Source organism: Shewanella rhizosphaerae (assembly GCF_019457655.1).
Taxonomy (GTDB): domain Bacteria; phylum Pseudomonadota; class Gammaproteobacteria; order Enterobacterales; family Shewanellaceae; genus Shewanella; species Shewanella loihica.
Genome location: NZ_CP080420.1, coordinates 3,571,301 through 3,598,194, shown reverse-complemented (window position 1 = coordinate 3,598,194; position 26,894 = coordinate 3,571,301). Strand labels below are relative to the sequence as shown.

At 55.7% G+C, this 26,894-nt stretch carries 24 protein-coding genes; 10 read left to right on the top strand and 14 right to left on the bottom strand.

The annotated features are described in order from the left end of the window. Positions 1-67 precede the first annotated feature (67 nt). Positions 68-1,723, top strand: a complete 1,656-nt coding sequence (locus tag K0I63_RS15690; protein WP_220081621.1) for an endonuclease — start codon at positions 68-70, stop codon at positions 1,721-1,723. Between the two features lie 70 nt (positions 1,724-1,793). Here K0I63_RS15690 and K0I63_RS15685 read toward each other — a convergent pair whose 3' ends face one another. After that, positions 1,794-2,321: an acyloxyacyl hydrolase gene (locus tag K0I63_RS15685; protein WP_220081620.1), complete on the bottom strand. Its 528-nt coding sequence runs from the start codon at positions 2,319-2,321 to the stop codon at positions 1,794-1,796. 311 nt (positions 2,322-2,632) lie between these two features. On the opposite strand from K0I63_RS15685, the gene K0I63_RS15680 reads away from it, so the two are divergent. The 3 genes from K0I63_RS15680 to K0I63_RS15670 all read left to right on the top strand — a co-directional run bounded on the left by K0I63_RS15680 (position 2,633) and on the right by K0I63_RS15670 (position 5,805). Continuing rightward, positions 2,633-3,655, top strand: coding sequence for a M14 family zinc carboxypeptidase (locus K0I63_RS15680; protein ID WP_220081619.1), 1,023 nt, complete (start codon positions 2,633-2,635; stop codon positions 3,653-3,655). Next, positions 3,652-4,440: an alpha/beta fold hydrolase gene (locus K0I63_RS15675; protein ID WP_220081618.1), complete on the top strand. Its 789-nt coding sequence runs from the start codon at positions 3,652-3,654 to the stop codon at positions 4,438-4,440. The genes K0I63_RS15680 and K0I63_RS15675 overlap by 4 nt, the downstream gene beginning before the upstream one ends. Positions 4,441-4,509: 69 nt before the next feature. Beyond that, positions 4,510-5,805, top strand: a complete 1,296-nt coding sequence (locus tag K0I63_RS15670) for a glycerophosphodiester phosphodiesterase family protein (RefSeq protein ID WP_220081617.1) — start codon at positions 4,510-4,512, stop codon at positions 5,803-5,805. Positions 5,806-5,884: 79 nt separating this feature from the next. Here the strand turns inward: K0I63_RS15670 and proC are convergent, their stop codons facing one another. From proC to K0I63_RS15640, 6 genes are all read right to left on the bottom strand, one after another. Next, a complete protein-coding gene (gene proC, locus K0I63_RS15665) occupies positions 5,885-6,742 on the bottom strand; it encodes a pyrroline-5-carboxylate reductase (protein WP_258407015.1) in 858 nt (285 codons plus the stop codon). A gap of 23 nt (positions 6,743-6,765) precedes the next feature. Next, a complete protein-coding gene (locus K0I63_RS15660; protein WP_220081616.1) occupies positions 6,766-8,013 on the bottom strand; it encodes a glutamate-5-semialdehyde dehydrogenase in 1,248 nt (415 codons plus the stop codon). A gap of 2 nt (positions 8,014-8,015) precedes the next feature. Then, complete coding sequence (gene proB / locus K0I63_RS15655; protein ID WP_144201882.1) at positions 8,016-9,116, bottom strand: glutamate 5-kinase; 1,101 nt, start codon at positions 9,114-9,116, stop codon at positions 8,016-8,018. Positions 9,117-9,128: 12 nt separating this feature from the next. Continuing rightward, on the bottom strand, positions 9,129-10,625 hold the full coding sequence (gene putP, locus K0I63_RS15650; RefSeq protein ID WP_220081615.1) for a sodium/proline symporter PutP: 1,497 nt from the start codon (positions 10,623-10,625) through the stop codon (positions 9,129-9,131). A 4-nt stretch (positions 10,626-10,629) separates the two neighbouring features. Beyond that, complete coding sequence (locus tag K0I63_RS15645) at positions 10,630-10,806, bottom strand: hypothetical protein (protein WP_186300604.1); 177 nt, start codon at positions 10,804-10,806, stop codon at positions 10,630-10,632. 550 nt (positions 10,807-11,356) lie between these two features. After that, on the bottom strand, positions 11,357-12,286 hold the full coding sequence (locus tag K0I63_RS15640) for a LysR family transcriptional regulator (RefSeq protein WP_220081614.1): 930 nt from the start codon (positions 12,284-12,286) through the stop codon (positions 11,357-11,359). 110 nt (positions 12,287-12,396) lie between these two features. Between K0I63_RS15640 and K0I63_RS15635 the strand changes: the two genes are divergently transcribed. From K0I63_RS15635 to K0I63_RS15625, 3 genes are all read left to right on the top strand, one after another. Further along, a complete protein-coding gene (locus tag K0I63_RS15635) occupies positions 12,397-13,512 on the top strand; it encodes an NADH:flavin oxidoreductase (protein ID WP_220081613.1) in 1,116 nt (371 codons plus the stop codon). Between the two features lie 48 nt (positions 13,513-13,560). Beyond that, positions 13,561-14,145, top strand: a complete 585-nt coding sequence (locus K0I63_RS15630; RefSeq protein WP_220081612.1) for a LysE family translocator — start codon at positions 13,561-13,563, stop codon at positions 14,143-14,145. 102 nt (positions 14,146-14,247) lie between these two features. Next, positions 14,248-15,141 (top strand): mechanosensitive ion channel family protein, encoded by an 894-nt coding sequence (locus K0I63_RS15625; protein WP_144201875.1) that lies wholly within the window; start codon positions 14,248-14,250, stop codon positions 15,139-15,141. A gap of 6 nt (positions 15,142-15,147) precedes the next feature. Here the strand turns inward: K0I63_RS15625 and mgtE are convergent, their stop codons facing one another. From mgtE to ppiC, 4 genes are all read right to left on the bottom strand, one after another. Further along, entirely contained in the window at positions 15,148-16,503 is a 1,356-nt protein-coding gene (gene mgtE / locus K0I63_RS15620) for a magnesium transporter (protein ID WP_220081611.1), read from the bottom strand. Positions 16,504-16,790: 287 nt separating this feature from the next. Further along, positions 16,791-17,582 (bottom strand): DUF4344 domain-containing metallopeptidase, encoded by a 792-nt coding sequence (locus K0I63_RS15615; RefSeq protein ID WP_258406893.1) that lies wholly within the window; start codon positions 17,580-17,582, stop codon positions 16,791-16,793. A 72-nt stretch (positions 17,583-17,654) separates the two neighbouring features. Continuing rightward, positions 17,655-18,332, bottom strand: coding sequence for an HNH endonuclease (locus K0I63_RS15610; RefSeq protein ID WP_220081610.1), 678 nt, complete (start codon positions 18,330-18,332; stop codon positions 17,655-17,657). Positions 18,333-18,821: 489 nt separating this feature from the next. Continuing rightward, entirely contained in the window at positions 18,822-19,100 is a 279-nt protein-coding gene (gene ppiC / locus K0I63_RS15605; RefSeq protein WP_011866805.1) for a peptidylprolyl isomerase PpiC, read from the bottom strand. Between the two features lie 212 nt (positions 19,101-19,312). Here ppiC and K0I63_RS15600 point away from each other — a divergent pair, with 212 nt between their 5' ends. Then, the gene (locus tag K0I63_RS15600) at positions 19,313-20,206 is read left to right on the top strand and encodes a LysR family transcriptional regulator (protein ID WP_220081609.1); all 894 of its coding nucleotides are present in this window, start codon (positions 19,313-19,315) and stop codon (positions 20,204-20,206) included. Positions 20,207-20,489: 283 nt separating this feature from the next. Here the strand turns inward: K0I63_RS15600 and K0I63_RS15595 are convergent, their stop codons facing one another. The 3 genes from K0I63_RS15595 to K0I63_RS15585 are packed head-to-tail and all read right to left on the bottom strand — an operon-like array spanning position 20,490 to position 23,204. Beyond that, positions 20,490-21,059 carry a LutC/YkgG family protein gene (locus K0I63_RS15595; protein ID WP_220072140.1) on the bottom strand — a complete coding sequence of 190 codons (570 nt, stop codon included), beginning with the start codon at positions 21,057-21,059 and terminating at the stop codon, positions 20,490-20,492. A 2-nt stretch (positions 21,060-21,061) separates the two neighbouring features. Further along, a complete protein-coding gene (locus K0I63_RS15590) occupies positions 21,062-22,450 on the bottom strand; it encodes a lactate utilization protein B (RefSeq protein WP_144201865.1) in 1,389 nt (462 codons plus the stop codon). 10 nt (positions 22,451-22,460) lie between these two features. Further along, positions 22,461-23,204, bottom strand: coding sequence for a (Fe-S)-binding protein (locus K0I63_RS15585; RefSeq protein WP_220081608.1), 744 nt, complete (start codon positions 23,202-23,204; stop codon positions 22,461-22,463). A 448-nt stretch (positions 23,205-23,652) separates the two neighbouring features. On the opposite strand from K0I63_RS15585, the gene K0I63_RS15580 reads away from it, so the two are divergent. Continuing rightward, positions 23,653-25,887, top strand: coding sequence for an acyl-CoA dehydrogenase (locus K0I63_RS15580; protein ID WP_220081607.1), 2,235 nt, complete (start codon positions 23,653-23,655; stop codon positions 25,885-25,887). 224 nt (positions 25,888-26,111) lie between these two features. After that, positions 26,112-26,894, top strand: a complete 783-nt coding sequence (locus K0I63_RS15575; protein ID WP_220081606.1) for a CLCA_X family protein — start codon at positions 26,112-26,114, stop codon at positions 26,892-26,894.

Below are 26,894 nucleotides of genomic sequence, written 5' to 3'. Positions count from 1 at the left end.
GGCGTACGGGGTCAGCCCAGGCCTTAGGCCGGGCTCAATAATAAAAATACTAGAGTGAAAATTTACGATGGATATGTATAAGTTATCAACGGCTGCGTTAGTGGCTGGCCTGGCTTTCAATGCCAATGCCAATCTGCTGATCAGCGAAGTGTTATACGATGCGCCCAACAATGACAGTGTCGAAGAGTATGTCGAGCTGTATAACGCAGGGTGCAGCAGTATCGACCTGAGTCAGTACCAGCTCAGCGACAACGGCAGCAGCCAGGCCTTGCTAGGCACGCTCGCCCCAGGCGCCTATTATACGGTGGCGGCCAACCAGGCGGGCTTTTATAGCCTGTTCAACACCAATCCAGATCAATCTCCCATGTCGTTAACCCTGGGCAACTCAGGCGACTTCGTGCGTCTGTCAAAGGGCAGTGAAGAGGTGGATCTGGTCGCCTGGGAAGGCGGCCTGAGTGGCTGGTCGCTCAACGTGCGCGACGTCTCCCTGGCGCGCACCACAGTGATAAACACTAAGTCACAGGCCGACTGGAGCGCCATGGATAACGCCGGCACGCCGGGCTCGGGTAGCCTGGATAGCTGCGACACCTCCGCAAGTAGCAGCGACAATCAGCTGGGTAATGGTCAGCCCAAGTCTGACCTTAGCGCGGCCAAGGGGCAGACCCTCAGCTACCTGTTCGATCTGCCCCAAGGGGCGAGCGATGTGGTGGTGACCATGAGTGGCGGCACAGGGGATGCCGATCTCTATCTGCGTCAGGGCAGCGAGCCGACGCTGTCAGAGTATGACTGCGCCCCTTATCTTACCGGCAACAACGAGCAGTGCAGCGTCACCACGCCTGTGGTCGGGCGCTACTATGTGCATATCAACGCCTATGAGGCCTTTAGTGGCGTGTCGCTCAGCCTAAGCTATAACGTGGCGAGTGGCGGCGATGGTTCTGGCTCTGGCGATGGTTCAGGCACTGGCTCGGGCACTGGCGGTGACGGCTCGGCTGGCGACAATGGTGATTATGTCTACACCAGTTACTATGGCGATGCGATAGGCAAAAGCGGCGCGGCGCTAAAGGCCAGCCTGAATGGGATCATCAAGGGCCATACCCGTTTCAGCTATAGCCAGGTGTGGGATGGACTCAACTATGCCGATGAAGATCCGGACAACAGCAATAACGTGATCCTGCTGTACTCGGGCCGCTCTGAGCCTAAGACGAATCGTGCAGGATTGAGTACCTCACTCGATGCCTGGAACCGTGAACACGTCTGGGCTAAGAGCCATGGTTTCCCTAGCAGCAGTCAGTATGCCTATACCGACCTGCATCACCTGCGTCCGGCAGATGTTACGGTGAACAGCAGCCGCAGCAACAAAGACTTTGCAGCCGGCGGCGATGAGATCTCAGAGGCGCCGGGCAACTTTACTGATGCCGACAGCTTCGAGCCGCGCGATGAAGTGAAGGGCGATGTGGCGCGTATGGTGTTCTATATGGATGTCAGGTATGAGGGTAACGATGCCAGCGGCACACCGGATCTTAGCGTGGTGAGCGGGGTTACCGGTAATGGTGAGGCTCTGCTTGGGGATCTCTGTACCCTGTATCGCTGGCACCAGCAAGATCCGGTCAGCGACTGGGAGCGCCGCCGCAACAACCGTGTGTTCGAGTGGCAGAAGAACCGTAATCCTTTCATCGACAACAGCAGTTGGGTGAGCGAGATCTACGGCGCATCTTGTCCCTAGGCTTAGTTAGCCTATCCGTTTGATGAAAAGCGCAGCCTCAGGGCTGCGCTTTTTTTATGCCCATAAAGGACTACCAGAAATAGCCATAGCTGAGACCTACCACGTTGAAGCCATCGTTCTCGCTGGCGAGATTGGCGTTAGAGTAATGGTTGAAGGCGATCCCGAGCTTGTGGTGCTTTTGCAGTATCACGCCGGCGCCTAACTTGTCTTCGAATTGCCAGTGGGAGCCCAGGCTGCGGTCAAGGTAGTGCTCGCTGTCGATATAGGTGATGCCTATGCCGCCCTCGAAGTAGAGGCTGAGGCTCTCCAGGGGATATTGATAGCTGAGCACTGGGATGAGTGACACGCCGTGATTGTCCCTCGGGGTGTAGTCTTGCCAGTAGTGGTAGGCCAACTCCAGATTGATGCCGAGGTTGTGGCGGGTCAGCAGGGTGTCTTGCATGGGGATCGGATAGACCAGAGCGAGTCGGTGGGCCCTGGCGTTATCCGAGCCATGCCATTTGGGGTTGGTTTGCCCCAGGCTGTAGCTCAGGCCCCAGTCGGCGAATGCCGATAGCGGCAAGAGTGAGAGGCCCAAGATAATAAACAAAGTTTTCATTGGGTTATCCTTAGAAGATGTGGCCTTGTCAGGAGATTAGCTAACGCCCTGATGCAGGCCGAAAGCCGCTAATGTAAAGCCGCTAATGTAAAGTCGATAAGGTAAGGCCGCTAAGTTAAAGTCTTTAGAGCAAATCTCTTAAATAAAAGCTCTTAAACAAAAGCTCTTAAATAAAAGCGCTTAAATTAAGGTTAGTCTAAATCACAGAGCCTCTCGTTAAAGTGCCCAAATCCAGGTCTGGCGAGTGTCATCTCCCTGTCGCATTGTCAGGCTAAGTTAAGCCCATGGATAAGCAGTGTTAAGCTGGGGCAATGAGCCGATTCTCCTTCGAGCATGCCTTCGAGATAGATACCCTAAAGCGGCTGATCGCCCAGCATCAGGCGCATTTTCGGCATCGTTCACTGCTGGATTTCTATTTCCGTGGCGAGGCGCTGTCGGTGACCGCCATCGAGCTGGGGGCACAAGAAAGCGACGCGCCCTGCGTGCTCTTTGTCGGCGGGGTGCATGGGGTCGAGCGTATCGGCGCCCAGGTGGTGCTGGCGTTTCTCGGCAGCCTGCTTAACCGCCTCGACTGGGACACGCATCTGCAGGCGCTATTGAGAAGAGTAAGGCTGGCCTTCGTCCCCATAGTGAATCCCGCGGGGTTCTTGCGCGGCAGTCGCGGTAACGGTCAGGATGTGGATCTCATGCGCAATGCTCCCATAGAGGCGCAGGAGGGAGTCACCTTCTTGGTCGGCGGGCAGCGCTTCTCCCGTCATCTGCCCTGGTATCGCGGCGAGGCGATGGCGGCGGAAACCAAGGCCTTGGTAGACTATGTCACCTCGCTACAGGCGCGCAGCAGTAGCCTGCTGGCGCTGGATGCCCACTCGGGCTTCGGGCTCAGGGATCACCTCTGGTTTCCCCATGCTCACACCCGCGAGCCCTTCGCCGGTATAGGTTATGTCTATCAACTGCATAAGTTGTTTGAGAAGGGCTACCCCCATCACGGCCACTATCAGCTGGCGCCCCAGAGTCATTTCTATCGCACCCACGGCGACATCTGGGATTATCTGGTGACCCAGGTTGACAGCAAGACCCCCTTCGTACCGCTAACCTTAGAGATGGGGTCATGGGCTTGGGTACGCAAGAATCCGCGTCAGCTGTTTAACTTTCCCGGCTACTTCAATCCTCAGGCGCCCCACAGACACCACAGGATTTTGCGCCGTCACGTGGTGTTGATGCAGTTTCTGCTCGACGCCGCCTATGGCAGGGTGCTGGAGCGCCTCTCGCCGTCCGAGCTGTCAATGCTCACCGCCGAGGGGCAGCGGCTTTGGTTTAATCGAGGAGCAAGATGACCACCTGGGTAATGCTTAGAGGCTTGATGCGCGACGAACGCCACTGGCAGGGCTTTGTCGAGCGCCTGATTGCTGCTGGTGAGCGGGTGATCACTGTCGATCTGCCCGGTAATGGTCGCCTGGCATCTGAGCAGAGCCCCACGAGTATAGAGGCCTATTGCGACAGCGTCTGGGGCCAGGTATTGCCCCATATCAATCCCTTTAGGGGCAAGTCTGTGGTGCTGATTGGCCTCTCCATGGGGGGCATGACGGCGCTGGCCCTGGCCAGTCGCTATCCGGATCGCGTTCGTCAGGTGGTGCTGCTTAACAGCAGCGCCGCCAATCTCTCCCCCTGGTACCGCCGCTTTCGTCTACTCCCCTTGCTGAGGGCGATGTTAGGCGGAGTGCGCCTCAAGCTGACCCAGCTGGGCAGGGGCCTCAGCCTGGTGGAGGCCTGCGTGCTGCAATACACCAGCCTGTATCATGGCGACAACCTGGCGCTGATCGCCAACTGGAGCCGCTGGCGCGAGGAGCGCCGTACCGGCCTCTGCAACGGCGTTCGTCAGCTTATCGCCTGCGCCCGCTTTCAGGCGCCACCGCTGTCGAGTATTCCCGTGACGGTTATCTGCGCCGCCGAGGATCGTCTGGCCGATCCCCGCTGCAGCCGCGCGCTGGCCAGCTTCTACCATACTCAGGCGTTGGTGTTGCCGAGTTGTGGCCACGATATCAGCCTGGACGCCCCCGAGGCGCTGCTGGCCAGTCTGCAGGCGAACATCATTGATGATGGCGGCCAATCGTCACATTAATGTTGTCTAACTGTCATCTGCACTGGCTAGTATCCCTGGCCGACTATGGTTAATTAAGGGAATAATAAAGTGCGAATTCAATCAGCTAATCTAACTGCCTTAGCGGGCATCCTACTGGGAAGCCTCAGCCTGGCGGCATGTAATAGCAATGATGATGACAACCAGGAACCGAGCAATCCTCTCGTCAAAGTGATGGGAATCGATAAGCAGGCACCTGCCCAGGTGGGTGTTCGTCCCCTGTTCTTGGTGGATCAGATGGTCGACGGTGAACTCAAGAGTCAGCTGGAGCAATGCCGTCAGGGGCCTTTCTATCGCAGCGACTTTGCCATCGGCCATCGCGGCGCGGCGATGCAGTTTCCCGAGCATACGAAAGAGTCTTACCAGGCGGCCATCGACTCGGGCGCAGGCGTGGTGGAGTGTGATGTGACCTTTACCGCCGACAAGGCGCTGGTGTGCCGTCACTCCCAGTGCGACCTGGCCACCACCACCAACATTCTGGCCATCGAAGATATCGCCGCCAAGTGTAGCGTGCCCTTCACCCCGGCCGATGCCGTTAACGGAGTGAGCGCCAGTGCCACCTGTTGTACCAGCGACATCACTCTGGCGGATTTCAAGCGCCTCAAGGGCAAGATGGATGGCGCCAACCCTAAGGCCACCAATGTGCAAGAGTATATGGCGGGCACCGAAAGTTGGCGCACGGATCTCTACGCCGGCGAGGGCACCCTGATGACCCACGCCGAGAGCATCGCCATGTTTAAGGCGGCGGGCGTCAAAATGACCCCAGAACTGAAGGCGCCAAGCGTGACCATGCCGTTTGATGGCATGACGCAAGCAGACTATGCCCAGATGATGCTGGATGAGTATCAGGCGGCCGGTGTCTCGCCATCTAGCGTCTATCCCCAGTCGTTCAACCTAGAAGACGTGAAATATTGGATTGCCAATGCGCCCGAGTTTGGTCAGCAGGCGGTCTACCTGGATGACAGATACGATCTGAGTGACTTCGATCCTCAGGACAGCAGCACCTGGTCACCGGGCATGGATAGCCTGGCAACCGATGGCGTGCAGATCATCGCGCCGCCACTCTGGGTATTGGTTGCGCTGGACGACGAAGGCAAGATAGTGCCGTCGGAGTATGCCAAGGCGGCTAATGCGGCAGGTCTTAAGATCATCACCTGGACCCTGGAGCGTTCGGGCCTGCTGACCCAGGGCGGCGGCTGGTACTATCAGAGCATCACCGAGGCGATCAAGGATGAAGGTAAGGCCTTCGAGTTGCTGGATGTACTGGCGAAGGATGTTGGGGTGATCGGCGTGTTTAGCGACTGGCCGGCGACCGTGACCTACTACGCCAACTGCATGGCGAAATAGACGCTTCAAGGCGATTAAACAAGAGGCGCGCTCAAATGAGCGCGCCTCTTTGATTTAGCGGTTCAGCAAAAGGCGCGGCTTAGCCGAGCGCCAGCTCCTTGGCCCGGCGGGCGGCGCTGTCCATCGCCCTGGCGACTAAGGCATCGAGATCCCCATGCTGAAAGGCCAGCACCGCCTGCTCTGTGGTGCCCTTAGGGGAGGTGACCTGATGGCGTAGATTAGCGAGTCCCTGCTTGCTGGCCATCGCCATAGAGACGGCGCCCATGGCGCTCTGCAGCACCGCCTTGCTAGCGGTCTTGGCTGGCAGCCCCTGGGCGATGGCGGCCTTCTCCATCGCCTCTAAAAACAGGAAGAAATAGGCGGGCGAACTGCCGGCGGTAGCCACTATGCTGGCCATCTGCTGCTCATCTTCGAGCCAGACGGTATCGCCGACGGCGCGCATCAACTGCTCGGCATCATCGACGGCCTGCCTGTCCAGGTGGCCCGGCACATAGAGGCCGGTGAGTCCCTTGCCTATAGCCGTTGGCAGGTTGGGCATGGCGCAGACCAGCTGAACATTTTGGGGCAGTTTGTCTGAGATGCTGGCATGGGTTAGCCCTGCCGCGATGGAGATCAGCAGTTTTTGCTCATTCCTGCTGTTGTTAACTTGCCCAAGCAGGGGGCGTAACTCGTCACACACCAAGGGGACGATGAAGGGTTTCACCGCCAGTATGATGATGTCGGCAAAGGCCACCGCGGCGCTGTTGTCCGAGTGCACCCTGACATTAAAATCCTTTACCAGGCGGCTGCGTGTGCGCTGGCTGGGGGCACAGACCAGGATATGTGCGCTCCTGTGGCCGTGTTTGATCAGGCCGCGAATGATGGCGCTGGCCATGTTGCCGCCGCCGATGAAGGCGATGCGTAATTGGGGATTTAACCCCGGGTCTTGATAAGAGATGTTGGGCCTCCTATGAATGTTTGCTAGGCGCGGATCTGACCGTCGCCATTGACCAGGTATTTCTCCGTGGTGAGGGACTCCAGCCCCATGGGGCCGTAAGCATGCAGCTTAGTGGTGGCTATGCCGATCTCGGCGCCCAGGCCCAGCTCGCCGCCGTCGGAGAAGCGCGACGAGGCGTTGACCATGACCACAGAGGCATCGACCGTGCGCTGAAAGCGTTTGGCGGTCAGCTCATTTTCGGTGCAGATCACCTCGGTATGGCGGCTGCCGAAGCGATGAATATGGGCGACGGCCTGGTCAAAGTCCTTCACCTGACGCACGGCGAGTTCGAGAGTAAGATACTCTTGGCCAAACGCCTCATCGCTGAGCACCTGGGCCCCATTGAAGTATTGCTGGGTATTGGCGCAGCAGTTGATCTTCACCCGGTGCTTGGCCAGCGCGGTGGCCGCCATGGCGAGAAACTTGGGGGCTACCTTGCTGTGTACCAGCAGGCCCTCGAGGGCGTTACACACGCCGGTGCGTTGGGTCTTGCCGTTCAGCAGCAGGGCCAGCGCCTTGTCCAGGTCCGCATCCTTATCCACATACAGGTGGCAGACACCCTTAAAGTGCTGAATAACGGGCACCTTGCTGTGTTCGGTGACGAAGTTGATCAGGCCTTCACCGCCGCGGGGGATGATGACGTCTATGGTGTCACGCTGCTGCATCAGCTCCATCAGCAGGGCGCGGTCTGGGTCTGGCACCACGGCGATGAGCGAGGCTGGCAGACCGTACTGTTTAAGCACCTTCTGCAGGACGGAGGCGATCACCTTGCTGGTGTGCAGTGCCTCCTTACCGCCTCTTAAGATCACCGCATTGCCCGACTTGAAGCAGAGGGCGCCGGCATCGGCGGTAACGTTGGGGCGCGCCTCATAGATCATGCACACCACGCCGAGCGGCACCCGCATCTTGCTGATGGCGAGGCCGTTGGGACGGGTACTCAGGTCGCGCTGGGCACCGATAGGGTCGGGCAGGGTGGCGATGTTCTCTATTCCCTGGGCCATCGCCTCGATGCGATCTCCGTTCAGGGTGAGTCTGTCTATCATGGCGTGGCTCAGCCCGGCCTGCTCGGCGCTGGCGAGGTCGATAAGGTTAGCGCTGCGGATCTCGAAGCTGTTGTCGCGCAGGCTGCGTGCCATGTCCAGTAAGATGGTGTTCTTGGTTTGGGTGTCTACCTGGGCCAGCGTCTTGGCGGCCTGGGCGGCATCCTTAGATAGGGTTTCAATTATGCTCATATTTACTCCAATATGGCGATGTTCTCATCGCTTAAGATGGGACCGGTTTGCTGCTCGACATCGTGGGCAAAGGCACGGTCCGGTTGCTTGGCGATAAAACTTAGTAAGCAACTGCTGTAATTGGCCTGGGCCTTCGCTAGCTTAGTGCCATCGCCTTTGCGCACTAAGATGGTGTCACCGACGGAAAAGTTGCCTTTTACGGCCACCACATCGTCGCTGGTCAGTTGCGTCTCCTGGTCATCCAGGGGGGCGTCGAAGTTATCTTCGACAATCACTTCACCCTGGGCCTGTGAGGTGTGGGTCATCCAGTGCACATGCTCCTGCATGGGCTGGTCGAACGGGGTGAACAGGGTGCCCGGGTTTTGCCCCTTGAGCAGACGGTTGAAGGCATCGGGGTCGAAGCCATTGATGATCACCGTCTCTATGCCGTGGGCGATCGCCTTCTCGGCCGCCTCTATCTTGGTGCGCATGCCACCTGTGCCGACCTCGCTGGTGGCGCCGCCAGCCATGGCGTAGATAGCATCATTGATCTCGTTCACCTGTTTGATCAGCTTGGCATCATCGTGCAGCTGGGGATTCTTGGTGTAGAGCCCGTTAACGTCGGAGCAGATGATCAGGGCGTCGGCATCGGCCGCCGCCGCGACCATGGCCGACAGGTTGTCGTTGTCACCGACACGCAGTGTGTCTGTGGTGACCGCATCGTTCTCGTTGACTATGGGCAGCAGGCCATGGTCCAGCAGGCTAAACAGGGTGTTCTTGATGCTGATGTAACGCTCGCGATCCCTGAGATCCCCATGGGTAACCAGCAGCTGGGCCGAGGGAAAGTCGAATAACTTGTCCCAGGTGGCCATCATATCGGCCTGGCCCGCGGCGGCCATCGCCTTCTTCTGCGATACCGTGGGCTGTTTGACGTCACCCAGTCGGTGCCAGCCGGCGGCCACAGAACCCGAGGAGACCAGGACGACCTGGACGCCTTGGGCGCGGCAGTTCGCGATAAATTGGGCGATACCCAGCAGATAGTGGCTGCTGCATCCTTGCTTATGGGGCGCGATCAGGGCACTACCCACCTTAACGACGATGCGTTTCCAGTGTATGTTTGCCATGTTTCCCCCGCCTTATCTCTGCTCGGCTAGTTGACGCCCGGCCTCATCGAAGGTCTCTATGGTGTTTTCACAAGGATCGCTATCTAAGGCGCTCACGCCCCAGATCACTAGGCTGCTGGCCATAAAGCCAGGGATCATCTCATAGAGCATGGAGCTCAGTGCCTTACCCTCGGGCAGCACTGGCGCGTAGATCCAGAAGAGTACGGTGGCGGCACCGGCGACGATACCGGCTACGGCGGCCTTATGGGTCAGGTTTTTCTTGTACAGGCTAAACAGCACCAGCGGACCGAAGGCGGCGCCGAAGCCGGCCCAGGCATTACTCACCAAAGATAAGATGCTGTTGGAGCGATCCAGTGCCAGCAGGCTGGCGACTATGGCCACCCCGGCTACGCCGAAGCGTCCCAATTTCACCATCTCCTCTTCGCTGGCCTCCTTCTTCGATACCACGCGATAGATATCTTCGGTCAGCGAGCTGGATGACACCAGTAGCTGAGATGAGATGGTGCTCATGATAGCCGCCAAGATCGCCGCCAGCAGGAAGCCGCTGATCAAGGGGTGGAACAACAACTCAGAGAAGACGATGAAGATGGTCTCAGGGTCGCTCAGTTTCATGTCGAACTTGTTGGCATAGGCGATACCCACTAAGCCGGTGGCCAGGGCGCCTATGATGGTGACCGTCATCCAGCTCATGCCGATGTTCTTGGCCGTCTTGATGTCAGACACGCTACGGATCGCCATGAAGCGCACTATGATATGGGGCTGACCAAAGTAACCCAGGCCCCAGGAGAGCGCAGAGATCAGTCCCAGCAGGGTGACGTTTTGCATCGCCTCGCCGAAATGAGGGATAGACTCGTAGGCGAAATTCATCATCTTGTCGGCGTTGCTGAACTCCTGATAGGCCACCACGGGCACTAAGATCAGCGCGACAAACATGATACAACCCTGGACGAAGTCGGTCAGGCTGACGGCCAGGAAGCCGCCGAGCAGGGTGTAGGAGACGACGACCCCTAGGGTGATCACCAATCCCAGCTCGTAGTTGACCTCGAAGGCCGACTCGAACAGCTTACCGCCCGCCACCAGGCCTGCCGAGGTGTAGAGGGTAAAGAAGATCACTATGATGACCGCAGAGATGATGCGTACATTGCAGCTGGGGTCATGAAAGCGCTTGGCGAAAAACTCCGGAATCGTCAGCGCGTTGTTGGCCACCTCGGTATAGACCCTCAGCTTAGGCGCGACGATCAGATAGTTCACCAGGGCGCCAAGTAACAGGCCCAAGGCGATATAGATGGTCTCGAAGCCCACCAGGAACATGGCACCGGGCAGACCCATCAGCATCCAGCCACTCATGTCGGACGCACCAGCTGAGAGGGCGGTGACCTGAGGGCTCACCTGTCTGCCGCCCAGGATGTAGCCCGACACATCATCGGTCGAACGGCGGTAGGCAAACAGGCCTATGGCCAACATGGCAAGAAAATAGATAGCGAGGGAGATGTAGGTTAAATAATGCATTGAGTTAGTGGCCTCCTAACGCTTTGTTATTTTGAATCCCACCGGGTTTCAACATGACAAAAAGATAGGTACTTAAGATGGCGAAAAGACAGGTGAGTTGCATGGCGTAAGTGGCCTTGCGGCGGGCGGTTTGCCACACCTGTGAGATGAGATTTTCTTCCGTTGCATTGTCTGACGACATAGTGCCCTCCCGAGCGAAGTGAGTGTTTCTTATGAAAAAGTAATTACACAACTAATAGTTAGTGTTCGAACTATATTAACATTCAATCGATCTATTTTTCTACCCTGAATCCAGAGGTAATGCTTAGTCGTATCTTCATCTAATCCTCTGTAGCCATTGCGGTTACTGAGGTTGAGGCGTGATAAGTGGACACCGAAATAAAAATATGAAGCGGCAATACACCTAGTGCTGTTGTGGGATTAGTCTTACCTTTGTGCGAAAAACAACCAACGAACAATTATCAGCAGCTTGGCTGGAGCTACGGTTTGGGACAAATCATGTCCATAGTCGTTGGTCATGTTGATGACTCAATGATGGCTGAGCGAATGGTTAGCACTTACCCTGTGGTGGCCTGGGTTGTTGTCCATGACTGAGGCCGATTGTGTATGCTTCTTGCGCGCTGCCGACCCTTATATAGCTAAGGGAAGTTTAGGCTGGCAGAGTTTAAATATGGGGAGTAGTTTAATTAGCTCTGTAACTATTTTGTCATCTTGATTTCTAGGAATTCTCTCTAGTCGACTTTAGGCTGTGCGTGGGTAAGCTCGGCGATCACGAAGTCGATAAACAGGTTGATCAGCGCCGAGTCTTTTCGCCTATGGCTGTAGAGGGCATAGAAGTTGGCTGACGCAAGTTGGTAGTCGGGCAGTATGGTCACCAAATCGCCCCTCCGCAGGTCGTCATCGATCAGATATTTAGGCAGCACGGCGATGCCTAATCCAGCCTTGACCGCCTGGTAGATGGCGCTCTTATTGTTAAAAGTGAGTTCGCCGTCCAGTCGCTGTTCAATACTCTGCATGGCACTATGGTTAGTGCGCAGCAGCTTGATGCGATCGAATACCTTGTCCCTGCTGCTGAGGAGGATCATCTTGTGTTCAGCCAGCGCCTCTGGGGTCGGCGGGGCGGCATGTCGACTCAGGTAGTCTTGGCTGGCGCAAAGTATAGACTCATCTTTTGCGATCAGCCGCGCCAGGTAAGGCTCTGTGGTGATCTGTGTGCTGCGAAAGGCGATGTGTAGCTTGTCTCTGTGAAGGTCGCTGTGTTCGTTGGAGAAGCTGGCCTTGATGCGCACATCGGGATGATGACGCTTGAAGGCCAAGATGATGGGGGTCAGTATGCGTTCGCCCCATAGCTTGGGGGCGGTCAGGCGCAGCTCGCCGCTAAGCTGGGTCTTTTGGTGACTCAGGTAGTCGAGCAGTTCGTCGTTGAGCTCGAGGATCTCCTGGGACTTGTGATAGAAGAGTTCGCCGGCGTCCGTGGTGGTTACATGGCGGGTACTGCGCTGCAACAGTCGGGTATCGAGCAGGCTTTCCAGGTATTGAATATCCTTAGAGGCCTTGCTTGGGGTGATCGACAGCTGTGCGGCCGCGGCAGCAAAGGAGCCGCGGTGGACAATGGCGGCAAATAGCTTCATCAGGTAGATGGTATCTAGCTTACTCTTCACAGTTATTATTTCCTATTGGGAAATTTACTCTTGCTAATTTACCTGATTATATCGCCACAAGGAGTCGTGTACAGTAGGCGCCATGAGTTTAATGGTGTGGAATATCTACTATGGTGACGACAAGCTTTACCCATCCCCAGCTGTTTTGCCGCGCAGGTAAGAGCGCGAAAAACAAGACGGTTCTGGCCCCTCTGACCCATAACATGAGCGAAGATAATGGTGATCTCAGCAGCGATGAGATGGCCTGGCTTAGCCTGTGTGCCCGGGGCGGGTTCGGCACCCTGATCTTGGCCGCCACCCAGGTTCAGACCGGCGGGCGCTGCTGGCAGGGGCAGCCCGGTCTGATGAGCGATCATCAGCAGGGACAGTTTGCCAAGGTGGCCGCGATGGCCAGGGGGCATGAGGTGCTGACCCTAGTGCAGTTGCATCACGGTGGCGTACGCGCCTCGGTGGAGTTAAATAGCCGTGCGCCAATGGGGCCCTCAGCCATCCCACCGGGTGGACGCTATCCGCTCGGGGTACAGGAGATGAGCGGCGAACAGATTGCCGAGCTTAAGGAAGCCTTCGTTCATTCGGCGCTGCGGGCCTTTGAGGCGGGATTGGATGGCATAGAGCTCCACGGCGCCCACAATTTTCTGCTGTGTAATTTTCTCAATCCGACCCTCAACCAGCGTAGCGACGAATGGGGCGGCAGTGTCTATAAGCGTACTAAGTTGCTGCGCGACATCATCGCAGAGATCCGCCGTCGTCTGCCCCGTAACTTTATCGTCGGCGTTCGTCTGTCACCGGAAAGCTATGCCAATGTGCGTGGCATAGCACTGAGCCATCAGATGGAGGTTGCTAATATCCTCGCCGAGCAAGATATCGACTATCTGCACTTCTCCATGGGGGACAGCTTTAAGGCGCCGAATGAAGGCGAGGGGAGTTCCCTGCTGGCGAATATTCGTCAAGGCTTTATCGGTGATATTCCTTTGATGGTAGCGGGTAAGATTGCCGATGGCCTCAGTGCCCAACAGGCGTTGCATCTGGGTGCCGACATGGTGGCCGTGGGCAGTGCGGCCTTGGGTAATCCCGACTGGTTCAACCGGGTGTCGACTCGCACTAAGTTGATTAACCCGCCCTTTAGTCGAAAGCGGCTGAGTCTCAATGGCTTCAACGCTAAGGGACTTGAATATCTGCTCTCCGTGCCCGGGCTGGTTGCGACGCCAGACGACATTCAGGCTTAACTCAGGATAGGAAGAGACTCTGTGGATTTCTCATGGTTACTAGTCTTTATGTTGACCTTCTTTCTCATGTCGGTCTCACCTGGGATCTGCATGATGCTGGCAATGACGCTCGGAGCTAACATCGGCGTGCGTCGAACCCTGTGGATGATGCTCGGCGTGTTGGTGGGCATCGCCTCGATCGCCACCTTGGCGCTTGTCGGTATCAGCAACTTGCTTAGCCGTCATGAATGGTTGCTGCTGATGGTGAAATACCTAGGGGCAGCCTATCTAATCTACCTCGGGGTGAAGAGCTGGCGCTCGCCTTATTGTGCCAGTAAGGTGGAGAGTGAGTCGCAATCATCGCCGGGGGCACTGGCATTGAGTGGCTTCTCCGCCGCGATCTCTAATCCTAAGGCTTGGGCCTTTCTGATGACGCTGCTGCCGCCCTTCATTCGTCCCGAGCAGCCTTTGATGACCCAGGAGCTAGTCTTGCTGACGCTGGTGGTGCTCATAGAGTTTGCCTGTTTGCTGCTCTATGCCTATGGTGGTCGACGGCTATCGAACTTCCTCCTGCAGCGCGGCAGGGGCCAGTGGCTCAATCGTCTCTCGGGTTCCATGCTCTTTCTGGTAGCCGTGCTTTGGCTCAGTATTTAACTTAGAGAGCTGCACTGCCCAAGTGATTGACCCCGATGACTAAATCACGCTTTTCGCCTTGGCTGTTATACTCAATGAACGGCGCAAAGTGAGGGGCGAGGCATGAGCTGGCAGGATATTAAAGAGATCTTATCATTCGTTCTCTTCACCTACGGGGACTCGGCGATCACCGTCTCCCAGGTGTTACAGGTGCCGCTGCTCCTGCTACTGGCCTGGTTTATCGTGACTCGCATCGGCAAGCTGATCCGCCGCGCCCTGCTGGCCCGTAAGGTCGCGCCGGATGCGGTGCATCTTTTCTCCCGTATCTATCTCATATTGGCGATCGCCATCATCCTGGTGACCAGCCTGGAGATCCTCAATATTCCCATTAAGGCCTTTGCCTTCGTCTCGGGCGCCGTGGCAATCGGTGTCGGTTTCGGCGCGCAGAACATCATCAACAACTTCATCAGCGGTTGGATCTTGATGTGGGAGCGGCCGATCCGCATCGGCGATTTTCTGGAGATAGGCGAGACCAAGGGGGTGGTGGAGAGCATCAATACCCGTTCGACCCTGATCCGCCGCAACGACGGTGTGCATATGCTGGTGCCCAATAGCCAGCTGCTGGAAAATACCGTCACCAACTGGACACTGATAGACAACATCGCCCGCTCGACCGTGAGGGTGGGAGTTGCCTATGGGTCGGATGTGGAGCGGGTGGCGGATATCATCAAGCAGACCCTGGATGAGCATGAGGAGATCTTAACTACGCCGTCCCCGGTCGCCATCTTCGAAGACTTTGGCGATAACGCGCTCATCTTCGATGGCATCTTCTGGGTGTGCGCCAACACAGAGGCGGACATTCGCCGGATCCGTAGCGATATCCGTTTTCGCATCTACAAGCTGTTTACCCAGGCCGGCATAGTGATCGCCTTTCCTCAGCGGGATCTACATCTGGATGGCGAGCTTAAGATCGTCAAGGCGCCGCGAGGCAACTCTGAGGATAAAGCCGCTGAATAATCAGCTTTAAAGAATGGACAGGGTCGCCAATCCTAAGAAGGCGAAGAATCCCACCACATCTGTGACTGTGGTCAGCACCACGCCGCCCGCCAGCGCCGGATCTATGCCTATCTTCTTTAGCAGCACAGGGATGCTGGCGCCCGCCAACACGCCGGTGATCAGCACTATCACCATGGCGAGACCAAATACTAGCCCCAGCTGCCAGTCGCCAAACCACTTGAGGGCGATGAAGGCGACCAGGGATGCCCACAGCAGGGCATTGAGCGCGCCGATACCAAACTCGTGGCCAATCAACTTGATGATGTTATTACGATTGATCTGATCCAGTGCCAGGCCACGGGTCACCATGGTGAGGGTCTGGCTGCCGGCGACGCCGCCCATGCTGGCCACCACGGGCATGAGCACGGCGAGGGCAACCACCTTCTCGATAGCCGCCTCGAACAGGCCGATCACCCAGGCCGCCAGAAAGGCGGTGAGCAGGTTGATGCCGAGCCAGAGTGCCCGGCGGCTGGCGCTACGTACTATGGGGGCAAACAGGTCTGGGTGATTGTTCAGGCCCGCCTGTGAATAGAGGGCCTTGTCGGCTTCATCCTGGATCACGTCGATCACATCATCCACTGTGATGCGACCAATCAGCTTATGCTCACCGTCCACTACCGGGGCCGACAGCAGATCTTTGTCTTTAAAGACTTGCGCCACCTTGCCAGCGGCCATCTCTGGGGTAAAGCTGGTGAACTCTGTGGACATCAGCTCGCTTATGCTGGTGTCCATCTCGCTGGAGACCAGCAGGCTCAGGGGGATGATGCCGACCAGGGTGTTGTTTCTGTCGACCACCATCAGGCTGTCCAGATGTTCCGGCAGCTGGCCTTCGCGCTGACGCAATCGGCGCAGATAGCGCAGCGCGGCTTTTATCGAGACATCGGCGCGTAGGGCGCTGATATCCACATCCATCAGGCCGCCAGCGCTCTGATCGGGATAGTCTCTAACTAGCTCGTATCTCTGCCTGCGCTGGGAGTCCATCGCCTGCACCATGGCCGAGACCACTGGCATGGGCAGGTCGGCGTCGATATCCGCCAGTTCATCCATCTGCATCTGGCTAAGGCCAGCAATCAGCTTGGCTTCATCCGTATGTTGAATGAGCGCCCGACGCTGGGGCTGTGGCAGGGCCAGGAGCACCTTGGCGCAGCGCTTGGGGGTAACCTGGGCCCAGACGCTTAGCCTCTCCTTTGGCGGCAGGGACTCCAGCAGCCTGGCGATTTCGGCGCTGGCTATCTCGGCTAAGATGGTCGCAATGGCGGTGTTATCGCCCTCGAGCAATGCCCTATCTATCTTGTCTGCAAGCTGCTGAAATTTGTCGGTCATTAGATTTCCTTTACTGCCTGGGTTGCACGACTCGGCCTGTCCGTTGTGAGTTGGACTTTTATCTTTCAAGTGACGGAAGGAATAAGCCAAGCTTAGTATACGCTAACGAATTTAGAGCCTTAGTGACAGCTTTGCTTCTTAAGCTGTTAGCTAAAGTGATTAGTCGATGACGTAAGATAGGGGAGCAGGCAAGTTGGATGATTTATATAATCCATCCCTTAAAGCGCCGACAGCTCACCCGACCAGGCGCGTTTTGCCTAGGTGATGTTTAGGGGCGCTCACCACCTTTACTGGCTGAGCTTTTCCGTTTCGTTAGCCTTGATGTAAGGCTCTAATAACATGAGCCAGCTGCGTGAGATGGCGGCATATTCTTCGATGCACAGCTCGGCCCTCTCTTCCCCTAGCAGCCCCTCTTTAACTATGGTTGCATACTTGTCTGGGGCGCTGCCGTAGACGTGGCATAGGGTCGTAAAGTAGCGTTGATCGTCTAGGCTGTGCTCGTCCCAAAAGTCTTCATCTTCAAGGACGTCTCTGTCGTCACTCTCGATATCAAAGAGATCGGCGGCGCTTAACGCAATCTCCTGACCATCATCGAAAAACTCGACGAGTAGCGTCGTGGCGAGGGCATCGGCGGCATCTTCCTCTTTTCCGAGAACTGGCAGCTGATACATGTCGATGAGGGCGTGGGCAAACTCGTGAAACAGGGTATGCAGCAAGGCATCATCCGTCGCCTGCTCAGGCGTCACGCCAGTCTTATCATATTTTGCATGCTTGAATCTTTGTCTGACCTCGTCAACGAAAGCATAGGGGATCATTATGCTGCCGCTCTCACCATCAAACAGCGGGCCATCATCGCCGCCAAAGGCAACCACAAGGGGCTCTGCGAGTTTGAAGTGGTTATTGATAAAGCTAACGCCCGTGTTCATGACATCAGATGCGATAAGCTCCTCTCTCACCGCCTTATCTGCCACGTCGCTAGGATTGCCATACTCGAGGCGCACACCAACCTCAGCACTGGCCGACGAAGCCATTACGATCACCCCCGCAACAGCAAGCGATATAGATTTTACGATACTCAATATTTTTCCTTACTCGGCAATACGCCAGGTTCTGGGGGCTGGAGGCGCGAACTTGATTGACTTGTAATACCTTTACTCTTGTACAAGTCTCGATAGTTTTTTATACATTGATTTCTTTAATTCAGATTTATTCATTCCGTAGTGAATTTCTCTGTGGCAGTTTGGGCATAAAGCAACTGCATTGGTTATGGTATCCGAGCCATCGTCAGCCAAACGGCGAAGGTGATGAATCTCAAGGAAAGGCTCGCCATCAGCAGTTGTGAAGGGCGCTTCAGAGCCACAGCATTCACATTTTCCTGATGCCTCTACAAGAATCCAGGCTTTAACTTTTGGGTCTCTATCGAAACTTGTTACTTGCGTATGTGTTTTTCTCGGTTCTTTGACGCCATCTGGTTTGGAAAGGTTTTCCTTTGATTTATATGATATGACTTGAGCTTCAAACTCGGCTACTTCGGGGAGGTTTTGTCCCTCAATTTCAGATATTAGGCTTTCGATTTCTGCCGCATTTTTTGAACCAATATTTTTCGCGGGTTTTAGACCGGAAATCCATTCTCGTCCCATAAGTGAGTAGACATAAGAGATATTCTGCATTCGAAATTCAAATGATTTTTCGGTACGCCCAAAACGACTAGCTAGTTCTGAATATATGTGCTTTTTAACGAAATGAATGCCATTAGCTTCGTCAGAACGCATCTGAATATATGCTTCCACTGCGGCTTTTAGTTCTTCTCTTGTCCATTGAGCACTCAATGCTGTTTCCTTTCAATATGTTAGAGAGTTAATCCGAACTCCCCATAGAGTCCAACCAAGAACTGTTAGATTTATTTTAGTCAGAACAGATAACTCAATATGTGACAATAACTTAGCATTGAGCTTTTCAAGATAACAACTGTTAGGTGCGCAGATGAAGTGAAACTTCACATATTTAGAATGATTTTGGCTTTAATTTACCTGATTCGACCATCAAATATGGCCTAATCGAAGAGATGATTGATATCGAGTGTAGATACGCCGGTGAGCTTCCGAAACAGGGATGTTTCGGTAGAGCCTATAGGGATATATTCATGGCGTCTCGCAGGCGTATCTGCACATTCCCCGCCGGGCAGGCGTTTGGTCACAGTAAAGCTAGGATGTCCAAAATGGTGAATCAGCCACATAAATGGTTGGGTGTAATTCACTAATATTAATAGAGGGGGAGGATGACGGTTAACTATCACCCCCATTGAACACTTAGGCCCATCAGGTCCGATACAGCACCTTCACCACGTGCCAGCCAAACTTGGTCTTGACCAGATGCGGCGTAATTAACTCGCCGCTGAAACAGACCTTGTCGAAGGCGGGCACCATCTGACCTTTCTTAAATTCACCCAGGCTGCCGCCTTTCTTACCCGATGGGCAGGTGGAGTGTTTCTTGGCGAGCTGGTCGAACTTAGCGCCCTTGTTAAGCTTTTCGATGATCTCTTCGGCGAGTTCTTTATGTTTGACCAAAATGTGTAATGCGGCGGCGGTTCTAGCCATCTTAATGCTCTCTCGATTGGCGGGAATTAATCATTGCCGATGATTATAACTCAGCTTGCGGGCGAGATTCACGGGGCACTTACCGTAAAAGAGGAGAACTTATTGCACTTTTCTTGATACGGCTCAGTGTTGCCTAAGGCTTTTCTACTGCGCTATGTGCGCGGTTTTGTTATAATTCCTATCCATTTCTAATCGGTTTTTTCGAGGCTTTGATGGCGCGTAGCGTAGGCACAGAACTTGAGCTTATCCATCTGTTTGTGCATCTGGTGAATACCGGCGGTTTTTCCCAGGTGGCCAAAGAGCTGGGTATGCCCGTGGCGACCGTTAGCCGCAAGGTGACTAAGCTGGAAAGCCTGCTGGATACTCAGCTGATCATGCGCAGCACCCGTAAGCTGAGGTTAACCGAGGAGGGCAGCGAGCTCTTTGGCCGCTATCAGAATGTGGTGGCCCAGTTTGACCGCTGCAGCGAGCCCAGAGTCGAGAAGGCCGAAGGCACACTGCGTATCGCGGCGCCAGTGTCGATCATCTCGATGATCTTCATCGGGGTGCTAAACGACTTCTCCAAGGCCTATCCGGATATACAGCTGCATATCACCCAGAATAACTCCAGTATCGATCTGATTGATGAGGGGGTGGACGTGGCCATCGTCGGCGGTGCCCAGCCCGACTCTTCCTGGGTCTCTAAGTCGCTGGGGGTCTTGGATTATGGCCTGTTTGCCTCGCCGGGCTACCTTGCCTGCGCCGGCACGCCGCAACATCCGGCTCAGCTGGTGGAGCACTCCTTGATCAAGGTTTGGCCTTTGTTTAACTGGTCGATGAAGCATGTCAGCGGCGAAGATTTCTATTACGAAGGCCCCGCCAAGTTGACCCTTGGGGATCTCAACGGTGCGGTGCGGGCGACGGTAGACGATGGCGGCATTCTCTACGGCCCAGAGCTGTTCGTGAAGGGGGAGCTTGCCTCGGGTGAGCTTCGCCGGGTGCTGCCCGACTGGCACGGCGAGCAGCGACGCATCTCCCTGCTGTACCATCAGCGCACCCATCAGCCGCTCAAGGTGAAGCTGTTTATCGAATTTATGCAGGACAGAGCCAGCTGTTTGTTCCATTAACGCCACGCTGCTAACACCTTTGCTTAGCGGCAGTTTCGCAGCCCTTGTCGTTGGCGCTGACGCCTGCCTAAGCAAATTCACTGCTAGCCGCCTACCAAGATTTCGTCTGCATCTTCTCTGACGTTTGGCGACAAATTAAGACAACTATTTCATTCAAGAAATTATTTCACTCAAGCAATTCAGGCAAAAAAAAGCCACCACAGTGATCGTGGTGGCCAGGCAGTTTGAGGCTGCTAAATAGGGTTGAAGCTTAGGACCTAAACCAATGTTTTAAGCTAGGCGCTTAAACCAGGTAAACATTCAGGCTGCAGGCGCCGTGGGCACCCACGACCAAGGCCTGCTCGATGTCCGCCGTCTTGGATGGGCCAGCGATAAAGACGCCGAACTCGCCGCTGTCTAAACCAATCTGTTTAATCGCCTGATGCATGTTGGCAACCACCTTGTCGGCGCTGACGACCAGGAACAGGTTTTCGCAGATGAAGGGAGTCACCCTGTGGCCCAGATGCTGGTTGTTGACCCAGATGGCGCCATTTTCAGCCACGGCGACATCGCCGGGGATCACCGCAAAGTCGATGTCTCTTAGCTCATGGGCTGTGTCCGGGGCGTTGCGGTTGCCGGTGACACCTTCGACCTGAGAGATCACCTGCTTACCTTCTTTGATCAGCTCGTCGACCTTGGCTTGCAGGGCGGCCAGGCCACCCTCGCGATGCAGGGTACCGGCAACCGTGCCCAGGTTGGTTTCAAACTGGCCAATCACATCGTCTAGACGTGGGCTGACATTGATTGGCGGCATGGCCTGAGGTGCAACCGCGACGCTTTTTAATGCATTGAGAATAGATTGCTTGCTCGACATTTTTATTGACCTCTGTTTTTGTTAAACCAAGCTTCGAAGCTGGACTTAGGTGCGACCGGCAGTTCTCTGTATTTGCCCCAGGCGCCAGAGAATGGCTTGAGCAGTGAGCCCGGAAGGATGCGCAGCGCGGTGCGGGCGACACTCATGGAGCAGTTGAGCATGGTTTCGCTGGCCATGAAGTTACCGACCAACGGCATATAGTTGCGCTTACCGTATGGCAGCTTGCCCGCCTTGGCCTTGAGGCGACGGTGATGGTGGATGATCTTATCCAGCGGCACCTTGGTCGGGCAGACATAACTACAGCTGCCGCATAGGGTACAGGCCCAAGGGATAGAGTGGGTATCGTCCGCCTGGGCACCCACGGCGATGCCGATAGGGCCTGGGATGGTGTAGTTGTAGCTGTAACCGCCGGAGCGACGATACACAGGACAAGTGTTCAGACAGCCACCACAGCGGATACACTTGAGCGATTCCGCCAGGATCTTGTCTTGCAGCATGTCGGTGCGGCCGTTGTCGACGATGATCACATGCATCTCGCCGCCATCCTGTGGGCCACGATAGAAGCTGGAGTAGGTGGTGATCGGCTGACCGGTCGCGTTGCGGGCCAGGGTGCGCAGCAAGATGGCGGCGCTGTCGAGATCCGGCACTATCTTGTCTATGCCCATGGAGTGCAGCTGCAGTTTCGGCAGGTTAGCACCCATGTCGGCGTTACCTTCGTTGGTGCAGACCACTACGGCGCCCTTGTCGGCGATGGCCATGTTAACCCCTGTCATGGCCGCATCGGCCGACAGGAACTGCTCACGCAGGTGAGCGCGGGCGGCGCGGGTGAGATAGAGAGGATCCGAGGCGCCCGCCTCTGTGCCTAATTTGTCGTGGAAGAGGTCGCCCACTTCCTCTTTCTTTAGGTGGATCGCCGGTACCACGATATGTGATGGCGGCTGCTTGGCCAGCTGAATGATGCGCTCACCCAGGTCTGTGTCGATCACCTCTATGCCCTTGCTCTCGAGGTAAGGGTTGAGGTGACACTCTTCGGTGAGCATAGACTTGGATTTAACCAGCTTTTTCACCTGATGCTTGGCCAGAATGTTATGGACTATCTGGTTGTGCTCGGCGCCATCTTTGGCCCAGTGCACTACGATACCGTTGGCCAGACAGTTCTTCTCGAAAGTCTCTAGGTATTCGCCCAGATGGGTCAGGGTGTGGAGCTTCATTTCGGAGCCGAGCTGACGCAGCTGCTCCCATTCCGGCAGGCTGGCGGCGGCGCGATCGCGCTTCTCACGCAGCACCCATAGGGCCTTAGAGTGCCAATCGACGCGAGCCTCATCTTGACAGAAGATGTCGGCCTTCTTCGCATGCACGCCTGAGTTGAGTGCGGTGGTTTGACTAGACATGAGCTACTCCTTACAGGGCTGCGTTGATGACTTCGGCAATATGACGGGTCGCGATCGGCAATAGCTGACGGCGGATCATGCCATCCAGGTGCAGCAGGCATGAGGGGTCGAAACCTACCGCATAGGTCGCGCCCGTGGCGGCGTGGGCCTGGGCCTTGTCTTTACCCATCTTGGCCGAAACGGCGCCCTCGTCGACGGCGAAGGTACCACCGAAACCGCAGCATTCGTCGCGGCGATCTGGGTAGACGATCTCGATACCTGGGATACGGCTCAGTACGGCCTCGACCTTGTTGGTGCGCGGGCCCATCTGCTCGCTCGGCGTCGCCAGGTCCAACATGCGAATGCCGTGACAGCTCAGCTGCAGGCTGATCTTGAAGTTAAACGCCTTGTTGAAGGCGGGGATCGGCGCCACATCGTGGAGGAACTCGGTCAGCTCATACAGCTTATCGATCACCGCCTGGGCTTCTGGGCTGTTGTCAAACTCATGGAAGTTCTCCTTGGCGGCTACCAGGCAAGAGGCGGCCGGGCAGACGATGGCGTCACACTCGACGCCCTTGAAGGCGTTCAACAGCTTAAGGGTGGTTTTCTTGGCTTCATCAAAACAGCCCGAGTTAGTCATGGGCTGGCCACAGCAGGTCTGGCCCTTGGGCAGTATGACCTGATGGCCGAGTTTTTCGAGGAGTTCGACGGTGGCGATGCCGACATGGGGCATCATCTGGTTCACCAGACAGGGAATAAATAGGGCTATCTTCATGAAGCACTCTCTTATTTTGATGGCTGCATGTGGGCGAATGCGCTGGCTTATCGTGCCGCTACAGGTGGCATAAGCTGGGTATTTGGCCCATATCGCAGGGTTATTTGTGATGATAATTTAAGCTTATATCCACATAATAAGTAGTGCTAATTTAGTAAATATATATGCTTATTTTTCCATTTTTGAAACAGGGTGATTTCGCTCACTCAATAATGAAAAATGTCTCTGATCTAGGTCAAAAAAGGCCTGATTCAAACAATTATATGAAACAAGTGTTTAAATTTTTTGTTTGAGCGTACACTTGTAACCTTTTGAAAAGAATGAGCTTAATTTTTAGTTGCGTTTGTAACTGTAAAATAAAGCATTTTTTTGAGGTTAGAATATTTGATCTAATCCATTTTTTGTGACGTAATGCACACTAGGTTTTCTGGTCGGATGAGTCTGAAAGATGAGTATTAGAACAAAATTTAAAAAAGTACTGCCGAGTATTTCTACCACTGAACAAGAGGCGCTCGACGCCGGTGATGTATGGCTAGAGGGATCTATCTATCAGGGGATCCCAGACTTCGATGCCTTGCGTCAGGTTCCGGGGGCGACCCTGTCCGATGAGGAGCAGGCCTTCCTCGACGGTCCAGTGCAGACACTTATCGAGATGGTGGACGACTTTGCCATTCAAAACAGCCTGCATCTGCCAGACAACATACTTAATTTCCTAAAAGAGCATAAGTTCTTCTCGCTGATCATTCCTAAGGCCTTCGGCGGCCTGGAGTTCAGCCCTTATGCCAACTCGACGATTGTGGCCACCATTGCCGCCAAGAGTTCGGCGGTGGCGGTGACCGTCATGGTGCCTAACTCATTAGGCCCGGGTGAGCTGCTGATGCATTACGGCACTCAGGCTCAGCAAGATTTCTGGCTGCCGCGTCTGGCCAATGGCCAGGAGATCCCCTGTTTCGCACTAACCAGCCCAGAGGCGGGCTCGGACGCCGGTGGTATTCCCGATATCGGCACAGTCACCATGGGCGACTACCAGGGCGAGCAGGTGCTCGGCCTGTCTGTGACCTGGGACAAGCGCTACATCACCCTGGCGCCTATCGCTACCGTGTTGGGCCTGGCCTTCAAGGTGGAAGATCCACAAGGCCTACTGGGGGGCAAGGAGCAGCTGGGGATCACCTGTGCGCTGATCCCTAAGTCGCATCCGGGTGTCGAACTGGGCAACCGTCACGACCCTATGGGCTGTCGCTTCTACAACGGCACCACACGTGGTGAGAATGTATTTATCCCGATGGACTTCATCATAGGCGGTCAGCAAAATATCGGCCGTGGCTGGCAGATGCTGGTGGCCTGTCTCGGCGCCGGTCGTGGCATCTCGCTGCCGGCTCTTGGGGTCTCGGTAAGCCAGGCGTCATTCAAGTCGTCGGCTGAGTATGCCGCGGTGCGTGAGCAGTTTGGCCTAGCCATCGGCAAGTTCGAGGGGATCCAAGAGAAACTGGCGGATATCGCCGGTAAGACCTATCTGCAAGAGGCGATGCGCGTACTGACCACCGAAGGTCTGGGCCTGGGGCTCAAGCCATCTGTAGTGACGGCGATGGCCAAATACCACATGACGGAGATTGGCCGTGACGTGCTGAACTCGGCCATGGATATTCAGGCCGGTAAGGCGATTCAGCGTGGCCCACAAAATACCCTGGCTTCTGGCTATGTGGCGCAGCCTATCGCTATCACGGTGGAAGGGGCGAACATTCTGACCCGTAACCTGATGATCTTCGGTCAGGGCGTGATGCGCTGTCACCCTCATCTGCAGAGCATGGTTGAGGCGATTCATAGCGACGACAAAGATGCCGACAAGACCTTTAACCGTATCTTTAAGCAGACAGTGGGTTACAGTGTGGGCAACAGCCTGCGCGCCTTCCGCCTGGGTCTGCTGCCTTTTACCGCTGATGCCAAGTCAGAGCTGAGCGAAGTAGTGGAATATGAGAAGGCGGTGCACAAGCTGGCGTCGAAACTGGCTGTATATGCCGACTTCTCACTGCTGGTGCTTGGCGGCAAGCTCAAGCAGGCCGAGATGCTGTCGGCGCGTCTGGGGGATGTGATGAGCTACCTGTACGCGGCCATGGCGTCGATTCGCTACTACGAGCAGAAGGTGAGCAGCGAGCATCGTGCCCAGGCCAAGCCTTACTTCGAGTACGCGACCCGCTGGGCGCTGGTGAACGCCGAAAATGCCTTGCTGAGCTTCCTGGATAACTTCCCATCTGCTGCGACCCGTCAGCTGATGAAGCTGATCACTGTGACCTACTCGCCTAAGATGAAGAAGATCAACGACGATCTGATCCGTGAACTGGCCCACGAGGCGCAGCTCAACACCCAGATCAAGCGTCAGTTGACTCATCTGGTGAAGCCGGTACCGGGGGATGGCAACGACATCAACCAGCAGGCTTATCTGGCGAAGATCGCCTGTCTGCCGCTGCTGGCCAAGGTGAAGAAGGGACTGAAGCAGGGTTACTTCAAGTCTGGGGTGAGATTCGCGCAGACGCTGGATCGCGCCCGCGAAGCCAAGATCATCACAGAGGGCGAGCACAAGCAACTGCTGGACTATAACCTCAAGCGTGAGCGCGCCATTCGTGTCGATGAGTTCGACTTCGACATGCAGCTGATCAGCGACAAGGCGGCGCTGAAGATAGCCTAGCCTAATGGTTTAAGTCTGATCTTCTTCGTATTAGCATCGATGCCAAGAGCCGCCCTAGGGCGGCTTTTTTGTGTGCCGATATTGCGACGGCCTCGGTCGTCCTAGGGGCGATTATCGGGGTCATGACCAGCACTTGAAAGTGTGCCACACCTCCTTTATTGCCGAGGTCATGCATAGAGAGAAAATAGGGTATGATGGCTACGGGCAATTTTATGGGCAGGCGAGTGCTAAAACGAAACCAGTATCGACGTGAGGGACCAGACTATCGCTGCGGCGAGCAGGTGAGCTTTCACGACATCAAGGAGGTGTTCGGCCTCAATCATATTCGCCTGGGCAGCTGGGTGGAGGAGGAAGAGAAGCATAAGGCGGCCAACCTAATCTTCGACGCCTTTGCCGATCTCGCCTTCATGTTAAAGCTGCCGCCCAAGGCCATGGGGCTGAGACAGACGCTGAATCTGGCCTTCGGTACCGGCGGACAGATGGGCGTACAGGCCCACTATATGCCTGCTCAGAGGGAATTAGCCCTGGCAAAAAATGCCGGTGCCGGCGCCCTGGCACACGAGTTCTGGCATGCCTTCGATCACTATATCGCCACCAAGGCCTTCGAGATCCCAACCACAGGCATCGCCTTTGCCAGTCACTGCTGGCTGGCCGAACACACGCCAGTTGTTCATCCCCTTAACGATCGCCTGATGCAGCTGTTTGCCTGCGTCTTGCTTAGCGGCGATGGCCAGGACAGCCACGAGTATGTGCGCCGCGCCGTGGCGCTCGACAGGCAGCAGGGCAGGCAATACTTTTCCAAACCCACAGAGATGATGGCCAGGGCCTTCGAGGCCTGTATCGAGTCCCATCCAGAGATCCGCAATCCCTACCTGGTCAACGAGACCCTGGACTCGCCGCTGGCCAAGGCAGGTGGATACCCTAGTCTCGACCACAGAGAGAGCATCTATCGCCAGCTACTGGCCTATTTCGGCCCCCTGGGTGAGGCCTTGGGGCGCGAGGGATAG